General features: G+C 52.5%; 14 protein-coding genes. 5 read left to right on the top strand and 9 right to left on the bottom strand.

Annotation, left to right across the window (positions count from 1 at the left end):
• Positions 1–56 precede the first annotated feature (56 nt).
• Entirely contained in the window at positions 57–1,757 is a 1,701-nt protein-coding gene (locus OGW13_RS10530) for an SgrR family transcriptional regulator (RefSeq protein WP_044327292.1), read from the top strand.
• Between the two features lie 190 nt (positions 1,758–1,947).
• A complete protein-coding gene (gene queC, locus OGW13_RS10535) occupies positions 1,948–2,643 on the top strand; it encodes a 7-cyano-7-deazaguanine synthase QueC (protein WP_043001575.1) in 696 nt (231 codons plus the stop codon).
• Between the two features lie 64 nt (positions 2,644–2,707).
• Here the strand turns inward: queC and fadM are convergent, their stop codons facing one another.
• The 9 genes from fadM to bolA form a co-directional block, all read right to left on the bottom strand.
• Positions 2,708–3,106 carry a long-chain acyl-CoA thioesterase FadM gene (gene fadM / locus OGW13_RS10540; RefSeq protein ID WP_043001576.1) on the bottom strand — a complete coding sequence of 133 codons (399 nt, stop codon included), beginning with the start codon at positions 3,104–3,106 and terminating at the stop codon, positions 2,708–2,710.
• A gap of 103 nt (positions 3,107–3,209) precedes the next feature.
• Positions 3,210–3,590 (bottom strand): helix-hairpin-helix domain-containing protein, encoded by a 381-nt coding sequence (locus OGW13_RS10545; protein ID WP_043001577.1) that lies wholly within the window; start codon positions 3,588–3,590, stop codon positions 3,210–3,212.
• Positions 3,591–3,740: 150 nt separating this feature from the next.
• A complete protein-coding gene (gene ppiD / locus OGW13_RS10550; RefSeq protein WP_287116060.1) occupies positions 3,741–5,615 on the bottom strand; it encodes a peptidylprolyl isomerase in 1,875 nt (624 codons plus the stop codon).
• Between the two features lie 267 nt (positions 5,616–5,882).
• Positions 5,883–6,170 (bottom strand): nucleoid-associated protein HU-beta, encoded by a 288-nt coding sequence (hupB, locus tag OGW13_RS10555; protein WP_152754439.1) that lies wholly within the window; start codon positions 6,168–6,170, stop codon positions 5,883–5,885.
• Between the two features lie 193 nt (positions 6,171–6,363).
• The gene (gene lon / locus OGW13_RS10560; protein WP_042285905.1) at positions 6,364–8,718 is read right to left on the bottom strand and encodes an endopeptidase La; all 2,355 of its coding nucleotides are present in this window, start codon (positions 8,716–8,718) and stop codon (positions 6,364–6,366) included.
• A 184-nt stretch (positions 8,719–8,902) separates the two neighbouring features.
• Entirely contained in the window at positions 8,903–10,177 is a 1,275-nt protein-coding gene (clpX, locus tag OGW13_RS10565; RefSeq protein ID WP_287116061.1) for an ATP-dependent protease ATP-binding subunit ClpX, read from the bottom strand.
• A gap of 127 nt (positions 10,178–10,304) precedes the next feature.
• Positions 10,305–10,928 (bottom strand): ATP-dependent Clp endopeptidase proteolytic subunit ClpP, encoded by a 624-nt coding sequence (gene clpP / locus OGW13_RS10570; protein ID WP_287116062.1) that lies wholly within the window; start codon positions 10,926–10,928, stop codon positions 10,305–10,307.
• A 245-nt stretch (positions 10,929–11,173) separates the two neighbouring features.
• Positions 11,174–12,472 carry a trigger factor gene (gene tig / locus OGW13_RS10575; RefSeq protein ID WP_287116063.1) on the bottom strand — a complete coding sequence of 433 codons (1,299 nt, stop codon included), beginning with the start codon at positions 12,470–12,472 and terminating at the stop codon, positions 11,174–11,176.
• A 341-nt stretch (positions 12,473–12,813) separates the two neighbouring features.
• Positions 12,814–13,131 carry a transcriptional regulator BolA gene (bolA, locus tag OGW13_RS10580; RefSeq protein ID WP_042324511.1) on the bottom strand — a complete coding sequence of 106 codons (318 nt, stop codon included), beginning with the start codon at positions 13,129–13,131 and terminating at the stop codon, positions 12,814–12,816.
• Between the two features lie 307 nt (positions 13,132–13,438).
• Between bolA and OGW13_RS10585 the strand changes: the two genes are divergently transcribed.
• From OGW13_RS10585 to cyoA, 3 genes are all read left to right on the top strand, one after another.
• Positions 13,439–14,017, top strand: a complete 579-nt coding sequence (locus OGW13_RS10585; protein WP_043001580.1) for a lipoprotein — start codon at positions 13,439–13,441, stop codon at positions 14,015–14,017.
• Positions 14,018–14,064: 47 nt separating this feature from the next.
• A complete protein-coding gene (ampG, locus tag OGW13_RS10590) occupies positions 14,065–15,540 on the top strand; it encodes a muropeptide MFS transporter AmpG (RefSeq protein ID WP_043002002.1) in 1,476 nt (491 codons plus the stop codon).
• Between the two features lie 457 nt (positions 15,541–15,997).
• Positions 15,998–16,954, top strand: coding sequence for a cytochrome o ubiquinol oxidase subunit II (gene cyoA, locus OGW13_RS10595; protein WP_043001581.1), 957 nt, complete (start codon positions 15,998–16,000; stop codon positions 16,952–16,954).
• Positions 16,955–16,961 lie beyond the last annotated feature (7 nt).

Below are 16,961 nucleotides of genomic sequence, written 5' to 3' on the forward strand. Positions count from 1 at the left end.
ACCTGAGATATACGGAAGTAATAGTGAATAGATAAAAGAAATTGTTCCGGGTTTATATGCGACTTCTCAATCGGCTTAATCAGTACCAGCGACTCTGGCAGCCTTCTAACGGCGAACCGCAGCACGTGACCGTCGGGGAACTGGCTGAACGCTGCTTCTGTAGTGAGCGGCACGTCCGCACGTTGTTGCGCCAGGCGCAGGAATCGGGTTGGCTGGTCTGGGAGGCGCAGTCCGGACGCGGTAAGCGCGGGCAACTGCGTTTTCTGGTGGCCCCGGAATCATTGCGCACGGCGATGATGGAACAGGCGCTGGAGAAGGGCCAACAGCTTAGCGTACTGGAGCTGGCGCAACTGGCACCCGGTGAACTGCGGGCCATGCTGCAGCCCTTTATGGGGGGTCAATGGCAAAACGACACGCCCACGCTGCGTATTCCCTATTACCGTCAGCTTGAACCGCTGCATTCTGGTTTTCTTCCCGGTCGCGCCGAGCAACATCTCGCAGGGCAGATTTTCTCCGGACTGACCCGTTTTGACAGCCAGACGCAGCGGCCCTGCGGGGATTTAGCCCACCACTGGGATATTTCCGCCGACGGGTTGCGCTGGGACTTCTATATCCGCTCGACGCTGTTCTGGCACAACGGTGACGCGGTAGAAACCACACAGCTTCATCAGCGACTGCTGATGTTGCGCAAACTCCCGGCACTGAACCGGCTGTTTATCAGCGTAAAGCACATTGAGGTGACGCATCCGCAGTGCCTGACGTTTATCCTGCACCGCCCGGATTTCTGGCTGGCGCACCGGCTGGCAAGCTACGGCAGCCTGCTGGCACATCCGGAACACCCCGTCATCGGAACGGGACCTTTTCGTCTGACGCTGTTTACGCCCGAACTGGTACGTCTGGAAAGCCATGACCATTACCATCTCGTACATCCACTGCTCAAAGCCATTGAATACTGGATCACCCCTCAGCTTTTTGAGCAAGATCTCGGCACCAGTTGTCGCCATCCGGTGCAGATAACCATTGGCAAACCTGAAGAGCTCGCCACGGTGAGCCCGGTAAGTACCGGCATCAGTCTCGGCTTTTGCTATCTCGCGCTGAAAAAAAGCGCCCACCTGACGCCACTGCAGGCTCGTCGGCTGGTCAGCCTTATTCATCGTTCTTCACTGCTGCAAACGCTGGATGTGAGAGAAAACCTGATTACGCCCTGCAACGAATTGTTGCCTGGCTGGGCCATTCCGCAGTGGGAGGGGCTGGAATCGGTTGAACTACCGAAAAAAATGACGCTGGTTTATCACCTGCCGGTGGAACTGCATACTATGGCAGAACACCTGCGCCACACGCTGGCCGCCCTCGGCTGCGAACTGACGCTGATTTTTCATAACGCGAAAACCTGGGACGGCTGCCAACGGCTTGCCGAAGCGGATCTGCTGATGGGAGACCGCCTGATTGGCGAAGCGCCCGAATATACACTCGAACAGTGGCTACGCTGTGATTCACTTTGGCCGCACGTGCTTGATGCACCAACATTCTCACATCTTCAGGCCACGCTGGATGCGCTGCAAATCAGACCGGAAGAGGATCATCGCTATGCCGCGCTGCGGCAAGTTTTCGCCAGCCTGATGGATGACGCGACGCTGACGCCGCTGTTTAACTATCACTATCGCATCAGCGCACCACCTGGTGTGAACGGGGTGCGGTTGAATCCGCGCGGCTGGTTTGAGTTCACCGAAGCCTGGCTACCACCACCCGCGTCGTGAAGAAGCTGGTCGCCAGGCAACTCTGGCGCTACCATAGCGGCTTTATACACGTCATTCTTCAAACTGCCTCTTTGTCGGCTACGTCTGTTCACCCCTGTCATTTACTTATGTAAACTCCAGGAGATTCTCAGACTTTTCGTCTCGATGCAATTTGAATGGCTTTGTGTACAGTAACTTATCAGGATTAACCATGAAACGTGCCGTCGTAGTATTCAGTGGAGGCCAGGACTCCACCACCTGTCTGGTGCAGGCACTGCATCAGTATGATGAAGTGCATTGCGTGACCTTTGATTATGGTCAGCGCCATCGCGCGGAGATTGATGTTGCACGTGATCTGGCCCTGAAACTGGGTGCACGTGCACACAAAGTACTGGACGTGACGCTGCTGAGTGAACTGGCAGTCAGCAGCCTGACCCGTGACAACATCCCGGTTCCGGATTATGAACCGGATGCTGATGGGATCCCGAATACCTTTGTCCCTGGACGTAATATTCTGTTTCTGACCCTGGCGGCGATTTATGCTTATCAGGTAAAAGCAGAAGCGGTGATTACCGGCGTCTGCGAGACCGATTTCTCTGGTTACCCTGACTGCCGCAATGATTTTGTCGAGGCGCTGAATCACGCCATTAAACTGGGGATGGCGAAAGATATCCGCTTTGAAACGCCACTGATGTGGATTGATAAAGCCGAAACCTGGGCGCTGGCAGATTATTGGGGCAAGCTGGATCTGGTACGTGAAGAAACGCTGACCTGCTATAACGGCATCAAGGGAGACGGTTGCGGCCACTGCGCGGCCTGTAATCTACGCGCAAATGGCCTGAATCATTACCTGGCAGATAAACCGGTCATAATGGCGGCAATGAAGCAGAAGACCGGCTTGAAATAATTGCGGGTTTCGCCGGATGGCGGTGCCTGGCACCTTATCCGGCCAACAGTTGGATCATCCACCCCTACTTCACCATCTGCTCCAGCTTTTCGCGTAACTCCCCTTCCAGCGGCAGCGCTTTTTGCGATTTCAGATCAATACAGACGAACGTAATAAGCGCATCAGCCACCACCTGTCCTTCCGGTTCCAGCGTAATCACCTGGCTTAGAATACCGCTTTTCCCGTTTAGCTGTTGCACCTGACTGGTGACGGTTAGCAGATCACTCAGAACCGCCGGACGGCGATAGTTAATATTGATGTTGACCACCACGAAAGCGATATTGTGGGCAGTCATCCATTGAAAGCTATCGCTGCTCTCCAGGCCATCCCAGCGGGCTTCCTCCAGAAACTCAAGATAGCGGGCATTATTCACGTGCTGGTAGACATCAAGATGATAACCACGAACCTTAATCTGTGTTTGCATAGCGCAGAGACCTTACGTTTTTGTTATAGAGAGACAGGAGTAGAGAGGCCATAACTGGTATGACCTCTCTCAGTCTGGCAAATATTTGCCAGTGCGCAAGTGATTAAAGTGTTAAAGCAGACAGATTGCGCTCCACTAACGCGTTGCCCATCCCCGGTACTTGTTTGAGATCTTCCACCGTTTTAAACGGACCGTACTCATCACGATAGCTGACGATCGCCTGTGCTTTCTTCAGGCCAACACCGTTCATCGCGCGCGCCAGCTCTTCTGCCGATGCGGTATTGATGCTGACCCTGGTACCCTCTTCGGTGCTGGCTTTCGCCGGAACCGCGGATTTGTTTTGCCCTGCAACCGGTGCTTGTGCGCTGGTCTCCACCGCTGGGCTTTTCGCTGCCGCTGTCGATGACGCCGCCAGCGCGCTTTGCGTCATACCCGCGCAGGCGAAGGAAAGGGTGATAAGTAACGCTTTGATTCCATGTTTCATACTGTTTTCTCCTTGTTAGTGAACAGTGGAATCACGATAACGAGGTTAAAACCAACGAACAAATGGCAAATGTCAGAAATGGAAAAGGCCGCGAAAGCGGCCTTCAGGTGTTACAACAGTTGTGCAATGATTTGCGAGACGTCTCGACGATTACGGCTGTTGATCCATCGCATTGCCGATTTTGATTTTCGCCGATTTACGCAGGTTACTCATCAATGCCTCAAAGACAATCTGCGCATTGTTCTGGGTGATCCCCTGAACCATCGCTTTCTTCTGATCTTCCGGCATGGAGCCCGCTTTCACGTCGTCCAGAGCCAGCAAAACCACATTGCCCTGCATATCGTTGGCAATGCCATAGCTCGGCTTATCTTTCGCCGGCAGGCTCAGACCAAACGCCGCCTGGCTAACCGGATCCTGGCCCGTACGGCTCAGCGTTTTAGACTCTCCAAAGCTCAGACCAGCGGCTTTCATCGCTTCTGCGCCTTTACCCGCCTTCAGCTCAACCAGCAGTTTTTCCGCATCCAGTTTAGCCTGCTGCTCTGCCTTGTTGTGCTTAACCAGCGCCGTAACCTGATCTTTCACCTCAGACAGCGGCTTCACGGCCTCTGCCTTGTGATCGCTGATACGCAGAACAAACGCGCGATCGCCATCGACGGTGATGATATCGGAGTTTCTGCCCGGCGCGCCGTTTTCACCCACCAGAGCACCATCAAAAATGGCGTCTGATACCGGTTTGAAATTCAGCTCTTCCGGCAGGTTCTCGTGACTGAACCAGCCCGTCTGTACCGCTTTCGCGCCAGCTGCCTGTTCGGCACCCGCCAGAGATTCTGTATCATTGTTCGCCGCATCGCTCACTTTCTGCTGTAAAGCAAAGTAAGCATCCAGCGCTTTTTCCTGTTTCACTTTCGCTGCGATGTCATCACGGACTTCGTTCAGCGGCTTCACAACCGCCGGCTGAATGTCGTCCAGACGCACAACCAGAAAGCCAACAGAGGATTTAATCACGCCAGAAAGCTGGCCCTTCTCTTTCAGCCCGGCATTTTTCAGCTCTTCCGGCGTGGTGGCGTCTTCCAGCCAACCCATATCGCCGCCGTTGCGGGCAGAGATGATGTCGGCCGATTTCTCTTTCGCCAGCGCAGCAAAGTCACCACCTTTGTTCAGCGCGTCGAGTACCGCTTTCGCTTCATCTTCCGTTTTAGTCTGGATGATGCTGTAACGGCTACGCTGTGCCTGGGTGAACTGATCCTGATGCTGATCGTAATAAGACTGGATATCTTCATCGCTAACCGGCTTTTGCATCGAGGCGGCGTCCAGCTTGATGTAGCTGACGCGGAACTGTTCCGGAGTCATGAAGCTGTTTTTGTGCTGCTCGTAGTAGCTGGCCACTTCCTGATCCGTCACCGACTGCTTCGCTGCAAGAGCATTGACGTCAATCGTGGCTTCACGGACGACACGCTGCTGTGCAACCAGCGCCGCCAGCTCATCAGTCTCACCCTTGAGCATAAAATCGGTGCCCGCGACGCCGCTGATAAGCTGCTGTGTAGTCAGTTGGTTACGCAAGGCTTGCGCATACTGGTCAGCGGTCATCCCCATCTGATTAACAATCGCGTTATAACGGTTGTTATCAAATTTGCCATCGACCTGGAATGCCGGCGTGGAGAAAATCGCCTGCTTCACCTGCTCGTCGCTGATGCCCAGTTTGAGTTCGCGGGCATACTGATCAAGCAGCGCTTCATCAATCAGACGATTAAGCGTCTGCTGGCGCAGGGTTTTCATGTAACCTTCGTTTGCCGCAAGCTCAGAGTACTGATCGCCCAACTGTTGCTGCATGCGATTACGTTCGCTGTTGAACGCATTCTCAAACTGCCCACGGCTGATTTCCTGGTCATTCACTTTAGCGGCGTAGTTGTTGCCTCCGCCAATCAGGTAACCACTCACGCCGGTCAGAATGAACGACACGATAATGATTCCGAAAATAATCTTGAGCACGAGACTGTTAGCAGCCGTGCGTAAGCTGTCCATCATGGTGTAACCACACTCCGCTGTAGGTGACTATACACGGCATCTTTCACGCGGCCTCGTCGTTAACTGCCCCGATGAAACGTGAATGCCTTGTGTATATACGCGTTACGCAGCATAGCGTTTCCTGAACGCTGCGCATAAAGGCCTATTGTGACAAGAAACAGGGGCGATTGTCAGCCCACAACATGTAGAAAATCGCTGCAAAAACAAAAAAGGCACATCAATTGATGCGCCCTTGTACTGAGTCCTGTCCCCGGAAGGGGATCACGCTTAGTTTACTGCGTCTTTCAGTGCTTTACCTGCACGGAAACCAGGTACTTTGGCGGCAGCAATGGCGATCTCTTTACCTGTTTGCGGGTTGCGGCCAGTACGGGCAGCACGCTCTTTAACAGCAAAAGTACCAAAACCTACCAGCGCAACGTCATCCCCTTCTTTCAGAGATTCGGTAACAGAAGCAATAATTGCGTCTAACGCACGCCCTGCCGCAGCTTTGGAGATATCAGCCCCTGCAGCAATTTTGTCGATCAGTTGAGATTTATTCACTCTTCTCTTCCTCATTATAATTTATATCGCACCAGAATCCTTCAAAGTGCGACCGCGCAGCAGTTATATCAGGCCTGCCATGCCCTTACAACACCCGATAATGATGGCAAGCCCAATCCGTCATCTAAATTAGCTATACAAAAAAAGGCTGGCAAGTACGAAATGGCCTGCCAGCCCTGTTTTTATTAGTGCTCTTTGCGCGAGGTCACTATTTTGCCGTCACAACCTGCATTCCAGAGGGTTCATTTTGCAATGCGAGCGTCAGAACCTCTTCAATGCGTTTCACCGGATGGATGTCCAAATCGGCAATAACATTGTCCGGAATCTCTTCCAGGTCGCGTTTGTTTTCATCCGGAATTAAGACCGTTTTAATACCACCACGGTGCGCAGCCAGAAGTTTTTCTTTTAACCCACCGATCGGCAGCACCTGACCACGCAGGGTGATCTCACCGGTCATCGCCACATCGGCACGCACCGGGTTACCGGTCAGGCAGGAAACCAGTGCGGTACACATCGCAATACCGGCGCTCGGACCGTCTTTCGGCGTCGCCCCTTCCGGAACGTGAACGTGAATGTCGCGTTTTTCGTAAAAGTCCGGATTAATACCCAGTTTTTCCGCACGCGCACGCACCACGGTCAATGCAGCCTGAATGGACTCCTGCATCACTTCACCCAGCGAGCCGGTGTAGGTCAGCTTACCTTTGCCCGGCACGCAGGCGGTTTCGATGGTCAGCAGATCGCCGCCCACTTCCGTCCACGCCAGACCTGTCACCTGGCCTACGCGGTTTTCATTGTCCGCGCGACCATAGTCAAAGCGCTGTACACCCAGGTAGTCGTGCAGGTTATCGCCATTGATCACAATGTGTTTCAGTGACTTATCCAGCAGCAACTGCTTAACCGCTTTCCGGCACAGTTTGGAAATTTCACGTTCCAGACTACGCACGCCAGCCTCACGAGTGTAGTAACGAATAATGCCGATAATGGCGCTGTCGTCGACCGTCAGCTCGCCTTTCTTCAGCGCGTTACGCTCAATCTGCTTCGGCAACAGGTGCTGTTTGGCAATGTTCAGCTTCTCGTCTTCGGTATACCCGGACAGACGGATCACTTCCATACGATCCAGCAGCGGCGCTGGAATGTTCATGGAGTTGGAGGTCGCGACAAACATCACGTCGCTGAGATCGTAGTCCACTTCCAGGTAGTGATCGCTGAAGGCCACGTTCTGCTCGGGATCCAGCACCTCAAGCAGTGCAGATGCCGGATCGCCACGCATGTCGGAAGACATTTTGTCGATCTCATCGAGCAGGAACAGCGGGTTTTTCACGCCCACTTTCGCCATTTTCTGGATCAGTTTACCCGGCATTGAACCGATGTATGTCCGACGGTGGCCACGAATTTCCGCTTCATCACGCACGCCGCCCAGCGCCATACGGATGTATTTACGCCCGGTCGCTTTGGCGATGGACTGACCCAGAGAGGTTTTACCTACCCCCGGCGGCCCTACCAGGCACAGGATCGGCCCCTTGATTTTGTTCACACGGCTCTGTACCGCGAGATACTCAAGGATGCGGTCTTTCACACGCTCCAGACCATAATGGTCGGTATCAAGGATTTCCTGCGCCTGACGCAGGTCTTTTTTAACCTTGCTACGCGCATTCCACGGCACCTGAACCATCCAGTCGATGTAACCACGCACGACGGTCGCTTCCGCTGACATCGGCGACATCATTTTCAGCTTCTGCAGTTCAGCTTCGGCTTTCTCTTTCGCCTCTTTCGGCATTTTTGCCGCGTCGATCTTCCGCTTCAGCGCTTCGTTTTCGTCCGGCGCATCGTCCATTTCGCCGAGTTCTTTCTGAATCGCCTTCATCTGCTCATTCAGATAGTACTCACGCTGAGATTTCTCCATCTGCTTTTTCACGCGGTTGCGAATGCGCTTCTCAACCTGCAGCAGATCGATTTCAGACTCCATCATCGCCATCAGATACTCCAGACGCTCGTTCACGTCTGACATCTCCAGTACGGACTGCTTATCCGCCAGCTTCAGCGGCATATGGGCAGCGATGGTGTCCGCCAGACGCGCCGGATCGTCAATGCTATTGAGCGACGTCAGTACTTCTGGTGGGATTTTCTTGTTCAGCTTGATGTAGCCTTCGAACTGGCTGATCGCCGTGCGTACCAGCACTTCCTGTTCGCGCTCGTCAATAGCAGGCGAATCAAGGTATTCCGCTTTCGCAGAGAAGTGCTCGCCGTTATCAGACAGCGCAGAAATACGCGCACGCTGTAACCCTTCGACCAGCACTTTGACGGTGCCGTCAGGCAGTTTCAGCATCTGCAAAATAGAGGCCACGGTCCCGACGGTGAAAAGATCGTTTACACCCGGCTCATCCGTTGATGCTTCCTTCTGGGCGACCAGCATGATTTTTTTATCATGGTCCATAGCCGCTTCCAGACAACGGATAGATTTTTCCCGCCCTACAAACAAGGGTATGACCATGTGCGGATAAACCACCACATCGCGCAACGGCAATACGGGGATTTCAATGCGTTCAGAACGCTCAGGATTCATAGAGCTCTCTCTTAGTTTAGTGTCCGCCAGGTAATCAGATGGCATAGCTGTGCTTCATGCCACCTTTAACATGTATGTCAGTATATGGGGATGTTTCCCACACATTCAACGCCATGATTACGGAAAAAGTAAAGGGGAGATAAAATCCCCCCTTTTTGATTAACTGATTGTATGGATTGGCTAATTATTCACCAGATGCCTGCTGGGCTTCCGGCTTGCCGTAAATCAGTAATGGCTTGCTCTGACCGCCGATCACCGACTCATCAATCACCACTTTTTCGACGTCTTTCATCGAAGGCAGATCATACATGGTATCCAGCAGCGCGGCTTCTACGATGGAACGCAGACCACGGGCACCGGTTTTACGCGCCATGGCTTTGCGGGCAATCGCATCCAGCGCTTCGTCGCGGAACTCCAGGTCAACGCCTTCCAGATTGAACAGCGCCTGATACTGCTTGGTCAGCGCGTTTTTCGGCTCTTTCAGGATCTGGATCAGCGCTTCTTCGCTCAGTTCGCTCAGCGTTGCCACAACCGGCAGACGACCAATAAACTCAGGAATCAGACCAAACTTGATCAAATCTTCCGGCTCAACCTGCGAGAGCAGTTCGCCTTCGCTGGCCTTGTCGGATTTCGCTTTCACCGTTGCACCAAAACCAATGCCGGAGCCGGTTTCAACGCGGTTGGCGATCACTTTATCCAGGCCGGCAAACGCACCGCCACAGATGAACAGGATCTTAGAGGTATCCACCTGCAAGAATTCCTGCTGCGGATGTTTACGTCCACCCTGCGGCGGAACGGCAGCAACCGTCCCTTCGATCAGTTTCAGCAGCGCCTGCTGTACGCCTTCACCGGAAACGTCACGGGTGATCGACGGGTTGTCAGACTTACGGGAAATCTTGTCAATTTCATCGATATAGACAATACCACGCTGCGCTTTCTGCACATCGTAGTCGCACTTCTGCAACAGTTTCTGGATGATGTTCTCAACGTCCTCACCCACGTAACCCGCTTCGGTCAGCGTGGTGGCATCCGCCATCGTGAACGGAACATCCAGCAGGCGCGCCAGCGTTTCCGCCAACAGCGTTTTACCGGAGCCGGTCGGACCGATCAGCAGAATATTACTTTTGCCCAACTCGACGCCATTACTGGTGTCGCCGTTGCGCAGACGTTTGTAGTGGTTGTATACCGCGACCGCCAGCACTTTCTTGGCCTGTTCCTGACCGATGACGTAATCGTCAAGATGGTTACGAATTTCGTGTGGCGTCGGCAGCGCACTGCGTTCACGATGCGGTGCTACTTCCTTAATCTCTTCGCGAATGATGTCGTTACACAGATCGACACATTCATCGCAGATATACACGGATGGACCGGCGATGAGCTTACGCACTTCATGCTGGCTTTTGCCGCAAAAAGAGCAGTACAACAATTTGCCCGAGCCATCTTTGCGTTTATCTGTCATGAGTCAAAACCTCTTCTTTGTTCTTTGTGCCGCACACGACGACGCAAAATGCCATTCTCAGGCGCAACTCGCTTTGTCGCGTTGTGCCGCCCCTGGTAAGTATAGCGGCACAGTTGCGCCTCGGGCATCAATTACGATGGGTCAAAATCGAGTCGACTAAGCCATACTTAACTGCCTCAGCGGCAGAGAGGAAGCGATCGCGCTCAGTATCACGCTCAATCTGCTCAAGAGATTGACCCGTATGGTGTGCCATTAGTTCGTTCATGCGCCCTTTAACTTTCAGGATTTCACGGGCGTGAATTTCAATATCCGTTGCCTGGCCCTGGTAACCGCCCAACGGCTGATGAATCATTACGCGGGAGTTCGGCAGGCAGAAACGTTTACCTTTCGCCCCGGCCGTCAGCAAGAACGCGCCCATTGAGGCCGCCTGGCCCATACAAATGGTGCTGACGTCTGGCTTAATAAACTGCATGGTGTCATAAATCGACATGCCTGCGGTAATTACGCCGCCCGGAGAGTTAATGTACAGGTAGATATCTTTTTCCGGGTTTTCGGCTTCCAGGAACAGCATCTGCGCCACAATCAGGTTAGCCATATGATCTTCGACCTGGCCGGTCAGAAAAATGACACGTTCCTTAAGTAGACGAGAGTAGATATCAAAAGAGCGCTCACCACGTGAGGTCTGTTCAATGACCATCGGCACCAGCGCCATATGGGGTGCAAAATTATCTCGTTCGCCGCTGTATGACATTTCCGTCTCCTGGATAAAAAATGAAAAAACCTGCTGTACCGATTGTAACCTTATGGACGGATTATCAGCTAGTCCCTCTGTTATGGGTACGGCATCGCCATAATTCAAGCATAACAATCTTTTGCCTGAACGCTAACACCGAAAAGGGCTTTTTCGCACGCTTCCATGCAAAAGTCATGACAAAAAAAAGACCCGCCACCTGACGGTGACGGGCCTTTGAGCGAAATTCGCGCGTTTAAGCGGAATTACGCCTGCTGGTTCATCAGCTCATTGAAGGTCGTGGCTTTTTCAGTCACTTTGGCTTTCGCCAGAACCGCTTCAACCGCCTGCTCTTCCAGAGCGACGTTACGCATGTTGTCCATCAGCTCTTTATTTTTGCTGTAGAACTCGATCACTTCTTTCGGATCTTCGTAAGCAGAAGCCATCTCTTCGATCAGGCCCTTCACGCGATCTTCATCCGCTTTCAGTTCATTGGTACGAATCACTTCGCCCAGCAGCAGACCCACAACTACGCGACGCTTAGCCTGTTCTTCGAACAGTTCACGCGGCAGTTCCAGCGCTTGTTTCTCGTTACCACCGAAACGCTGAGCAGCCTGACGACGCAGAACGTCGATTTCGCTGTCAATCAGTGCAGCAGGAACGTCGATGTCGTTCGCTTTCACCAGACCGTCGATTGCCTGAGATTTAACACGGTTACGCACCGCGCCTTTCAGCTCGCGTTCCATGTTTTTACGGACTTCAGTACGCAGACCGGCAACGGAACCATCTTCAACGCCAAAACGCTTGATGAATTCTTCAGTCAGTTCCGGCAGCTCACGCTCTTCCACTTTCTTCAGGTTGATGTCGAATTTCGCCGCTTTACCTTTCAGGTTTTCAGCGTGGTAGTCTTCCGGGAAAGTCACGTCGATGGTGAACTCTTCGCCCGCTTTGTGACCTTTGATACCGTCTTCAAAGCCCGGGATCATACGACCCTGGCCCATCGCCAGTACGAAATCAGACGCTTTACCGCCTTCGAACTCTTCGCCGTCTACAGAACCGGTGAAGTCGAGGGTAACGCGGTCTTCTGCATCCGCGGCGCCGTCTTTATCTTTCCAGGTCGCCTGCTGTTTGCGCAGGGTATCCAGCATCACGTCAACATCCGCATCGGTGACTTCAACAACCGGTTTTTCAACTTCGATTGTGTCCAGGCCGGTCAGTTCAACTTCCGGATAGACTTCGAATTCTACCGCGTAGGTGAAATCTTCACCCAGTTTGTATTCGCCCGGAACGTAGTTCGGTGCGCCAGCCGGATTGATTTTTTCTTTGATGATGGCATCAACGAAGTTGCGGCTCATCAGGTCACCCAGAACGTCCTGGCGAACGGACGCGCCATAACGCTGAGCAACAACATTCATCGGTACTTTGCCTTTACGGAAGCCGTCAATACGCACTTTCTTCGCTACGTTGACCAGCTCGCTTTTAACAGCGGTCTCGATGCTGTCAGCAGCGATAGTAATCGTTACACGGCGGCCAAGGCCTTGAGTGGTTTCAACTGAAACTTGCATCTTGTTACCTCAAAAAATCACAGTGCTCGGTCAACTCTACTCCGCAAGCACAGATTATTAGCTTCGCGGAACCGGGATGTTCTCTTAATCAATCACATTCCCTGTCGTCAGAATCATCCCGAAGACATTCAAATAAGACGCGGCATTATAGCGGCATCACTTTTATGAGTCGAGAACGGTTATTACGCGTTGCTGCGGCATTTTTCACAATTCCCGGCTATTCTTGCCCTGAAAAGGGTTTGACTCGTGCAAAATTCAGACAAAACAAAACGGCCCGCAGGCCGTTTTCACATAATCTTTAGCAACATACTGGAAAAACGCCAGCAGTTGCAAATGCGTTTTTACGCGATGCTTCCCGCACCACGACAGGGAGGTGACGCAAAGATCGTATCCTGCAACCCTTCCCACTCTTTAATGGTATAAGTATGCAGAGCCAGCGCGTGGACCGTCGTAGACAGTTCTGCGGTTAATGTACCGTAGATCATCCGATGACGATTCAAAAAACGCTCGCCGGTAAAGCGATCGCTAACCAGAACGACCTTAAAGTGGCTTTCTGAGCCAGCCGGGACATTATGACGATAGCTTTCATCCACGACCTCGAGGAACACGGGTTGGAACGCTGCCCTTAATTTTTCTTCTATTTGCTCACGTATCATCATGATATATCTCCTCAAACGGCGCTGAGATGTCACCCATCCCTTTAAATATTAGCCGCTTTTACCGGTTCCATTGCGCCATTACAACAAAAATTTAGCCTTCGTCTGATTTTCGCCATCAACGCGATGAAGTTTACTGATTCAACCCGTTGGGGGATGGCATAAATGCCCAATTTGGTCTCTATAACTTCATTATTCCGACAACATGATGAATTTACATGCGTTACCCACTTCCCCTCGCCGTTGGCGATGTTATGATGGCGGGAATTTTTCTCTATCCATATGATTAAGAGTTACTGAGAGCACGAACATGTTAAAAAAAATCCTCTTCCCGTTAATCGCGCTTTTCATGCTGGCGGGCTGTGCGACACCACCAACCACGATTGACGTTTCGCCTAAAATCACGCTCCCACAACAGGATCCTAGCCTGATGGGCGTGACCGTTAGCATCAACGGCGCCGATCAGCGTCCGGACCAGGCGCTGGCGAAAGTGACCCGCGACAATCAGCTGGTGACACTGACGGCCTCCCGCGATCTGCGCTTCCTGTTACAAGAAGTACTGGAAAAACAGATGACCTCGCGCGGTTATATGGTTGGCCCGAACGGTGCGGTGAACCTGCAGATCATTGTTAACCAGCTATACGCGGATGTGTCTCAGGGCAACGTGCGTTATAACATCGCCACCAAGGCCGATATCGCGATCATCGCGACGGCGGCCAACGGCAACAAGATGACCAAAAACTACCGTGCCAGCTACTCCGTTGAAGGCGCGTTCCAGGCGACCAACAAGAATATCGCCAACGCGGTTAACAGCGTGCTGACCGATACGATTACTGATATGTCTCAGGACACTAGCGTCCACGACTTCATCAAACAGAACGCTCGTTAATTTCTGCCCCCTGACCCGGCTCCGCGCCGGGTCAGCTTTATATGCCCATGCCTAGTCACTACTTACGCATTTTTCAACAACCGAAATCAGCCATTTTGCTGATGTTAGGTTTTGCCTCCGGCCTGCCGCTCGCGTTGACCTCCGGTACGCTTCAGGCATGGATGACCGTCGAGAATATCGACCTGAAAACCATCGGTTTCTTTTCGCTGGTCGGTCAGGCTTACGTCTTTAAATTTCTCTGGTCTCCGGTCATGGACCGCTACACACCGCCCTTTTTAGGTCGTCGTCGTGGCTGGTTGCTGACGACGCAATGTTTGTTGCTGGTCTCCATCGCTGCGATGGGTTTTCTGGAGCCCGGTAGCCAGTTGCGATGGATGGCGGCGCTGGCGGTAGTGATCGCCTTTTGTTCAGCGTCGCAAGATATTGTGTTTGACGCCTGGAAAACGGACGTCTTAGCCGCAGAAGAGCGCGGAACCGGTGCGGCAATCAGCGTGCTCGGCTATCGCCTCGGCATGCTGGTGTCCGGTGGACTGGCGCTGTGGATGGCCGACCGCTGGCTCGGCTGGCAAGGCATGTACTGGCTGATGGCAGCATTACTGATCCCTTGTATTATTTCCACTCTGCTCGCCCCCGAACCGACCGACAGCATTCCGGTGCCAAAAACGCTGGAGCAGGCAGTCGCAGCCCCGCTACGCGATTTCTTCGGACGTAACAACGCCTGGCTGATTTTGCTGCTCATCATCCTTTATAAGCTGGGTGATGCCTTCGCCATGAGCCTGACCACCACCTTTTTGATTCGTGGTGTGGGCTTTGACGCCGGAGAAGTGGGCGTCGTCAATAAAACGCTGGGGCTTATCGCCACGATTATTGGCGCGCTGTACGGCGGGGTGTTGATGCAACGGCTGACGCTGTTTCGCGCTTTACTGATTTTCGGCATTCTGCAGGGCGTCTCTAACGCCGGATACTGGCTCCTGTCGGTGACCGACAAGCACATGTTCAGCATGGCTGCGGCGGTGTTTTTCGAGAACCTGTGCGGGGGAATGGGGACGTCAGCGTTCGTCGCGCTACTGATGACGCTGTGTAATAAGTCATTTTCCGCCACCCAGTTTGCCCTGCTGTCAGCGCTTTCTGCCGTGGGGCGCGTCTATGTTGGCCCGGTTGCCGGTTGGTTTGTCGAGGCGCATGGCTGGTCGACGTTTTATCTTTTCTCCGTCGTGGCCGCCGTTCCGGGCCTGATATTGCTGCTGGTGTGTCGGCAAACGCTGGAGTACACGCGACAGAGCGAAAGTTTCCTGCCGCGAACAGAATTCCGTTCGGCCTACCGTCTGGCGTTATGGATTTTGATGGCGGGATGCGTGTTGCTTGCCGTCTGGCTGCTGTTGCTGTCGCTGAACGCGCTGGCGTTCACTAACTTCTCCTTCCTCGCCGGACTGCTGGAAGTCGCAGTGACTATCGCCATTTTCGGCATCGTGTTTGGCGGCTTGCTCGACTATCTGGCGCTACGCAAAACGCGGCTGGTGTAAGCGCCCCTTTATTTAGCCGTTGTAATCACCTTGCGTAATTATATCGGCTAAATAAACAACAACTGAAAAAATTAATATTTGTTGTTTTGTGCGCAATAGAATCTGGAAATTATTGACGCCTTTTATAGGTTTTATTTTCCTTACTCGATTCAGCCGAAACACATTTATTTTTTGTATTTTATTTGTCTCTTTATTGATAATCACTTGTTAACCAATTGTTTTATTTTTGCATTGGTTATACCAATTGCCCTCGCGTCGCCTTCCTGAAGTCCCCTTTCGTTATAACGTGATGTTGCAACAGGTTCTTAATGCTGAAACGACATATCTTGCAACATATGTGACACGGGCGGCAGAACCCGGTAACACAGATCCAATGATGTTTACAGTAATGTAACCTTCCCGTAAAATGCCCACACACTTTAAACGCCACCCGGTCCCGTGGAATTGAGGTCGTTAAATGAGACTCAGGAAATACAATAAAAGTTTGGGATGGTTGTCATTAATTGCAGGCACTGCATTACTCAGTGGCTGTAATTCTGCGCTGTTAGATCCCAAAGGACAGATTGGACTGGAGCAACGTTCGCTGATACTGACGGCATTTGGCCTGATGTTGATCGTCGTTATTCCTGCAATCTTGATGGCTGTAGGTTTTGCCTGGAAGTACCGTGCAAGCAATAAAGATGCGAAGTATAGCCCGAACTGGTCACACTCCAATAAAGTGGAAGCGGTGGTCTGGACGGTTCCTATCTTAATCATCATTTTCCTTGCCGTGCTGACCTGGAAAACCACTCACGCTCTTGAGCCAAGCAAGCCGCTGGCGCATGACGAGAAGCCCATTACCATCGAAGTGGTTTCCATGGACTGGAAATGGTTCTTCATCTACCCGGAACAGGGCATTGCTACCGTGAATGAAATCGCCTTCCCGGCGAACACTCCGGTGTACTTCAAAGTGACCTCTAACTCCGTGATGAACTCCTTCTTCATCCCACGTCTGGGCAGCCAGATTTATGCCATGGCCGGTATGCAGACTCGCCTGCATCTGATCGCCAATGAAGCCGGTACCTATGACGGTATCTCCGCAAGCTATAGCGGACCTGGCTTCTCCGGTATGAAGTTCAAGGCTATCGCAACAGAGGACCGCGCCGCATTCGACCAATGGGTTGCTAAAGCGAAACAGTCACCGAACACCATGAGCGACATGGCTGCGTTCGAGAAAGTGGCTGTGCCAAGCGAATACAACCAGGTGGAATACTTCTCCAACGTGAAACCCGATTTGTTTAAAGACGTGATTAACAAATTTATGGCTCACGGTCAGAGCATGGACATGACCCAACCGGAAGGTGAGCACAGCTCGCACGAAGGAATGGAAGGCATGGACATGAGCCACGCGGAAGCCGCCAACTCAAGGGGCTGAGGAAGAA

It is taken from the genome of Citrobacter sp. Ca225, from assembly GCF_030337175.1.
Classification (GTDB): Bacteria; Pseudomonadota; Gammaproteobacteria; order Enterobacterales; family Enterobacteriaceae; genus Citrobacter_A; species Citrobacter_A amalonaticus.

Coding starts and splice junctions, on each gene's coding strand:
- OGW13_RS10530 (WP_044327292.1), top strand. CDS start 57: ATGCGACTTCTCAATCGGCTTAATCAGTACCAGCGACTCTGGCAGCCT.
- queC (WP_043001575.1), top strand. CDS start 1,948: ATGAAACGTGCCGTCGTAGTATTCAGTGGAGGCCAGGACTCCACCACC.
- fadM (WP_043001576.1), bottom strand. CDS start 3,106: ATGCAAACACAGATTAAGGTTCGTGGTTATCATCTTGATGTCTACCAG.
- OGW13_RS10545 (WP_043001577.1), bottom strand. CDS start 3,590: ATGAAACATGGAATCAAAGCGTTACTTATCACCCTTTCCTTCGCCTGC.
- ppiD (WP_287116060.1), bottom strand. CDS start 5,615: ATGATGGACAGCTTACGCACGGCTGCTAACAGTCTCGTGCTCAAGATT.
- hupB (WP_152754439.1), bottom strand. CDS start 6,170: ATGAGGAAGAGAAGAGTGAATAAATCTCAACTGATCGACAAAATTGCT.
- lon (WP_042285905.1), bottom strand. CDS start 8,718: ATGAATCCTGAGCGTTCTGAACGCATTGAAATCCCCGTATTGCCGTTG.
- clpX (WP_287116061.1), bottom strand. CDS start 10,177: ATGACAGATAAACGCAAAGATGGCTCGGGCAAATTGTTGTACTGCTCT.
- clpP (WP_287116062.1), bottom strand. CDS start 10,928: ATGTCATACAGCGGCGAACGAGATAATTTTGCACCCCATATGGCGCTG.
- tig (WP_287116063.1), bottom strand. CDS start 12,472: ATGCAAGTTTCAGTTGAAACCACTCAAGGCCTTGGCCGCCGTGTAACG.
- bolA (WP_042324511.1), bottom strand. CDS start 13,131: ATGATGATACGTGAGCAAATAGAAGAAAAATTAAGGGCAGCGTTCCAA.
- OGW13_RS10585 (WP_043001580.1), top strand. CDS start 13,439: ATGTTAAAAAAAATCCTCTTCCCGTTAATCGCGCTTTTCATGCTGGCG.
- ampG (WP_043002002.1), top strand. CDS start 14,065: ATGCCTAGTCACTACTTACGCATTTTTCAACAACCGAAATCAGCCATT.
- cyoA (WP_043001581.1), top strand. CDS start 15,998: ATGAGACTCAGGAAATACAATAAAAGTTTGGGATGGTTGTCATTAATT.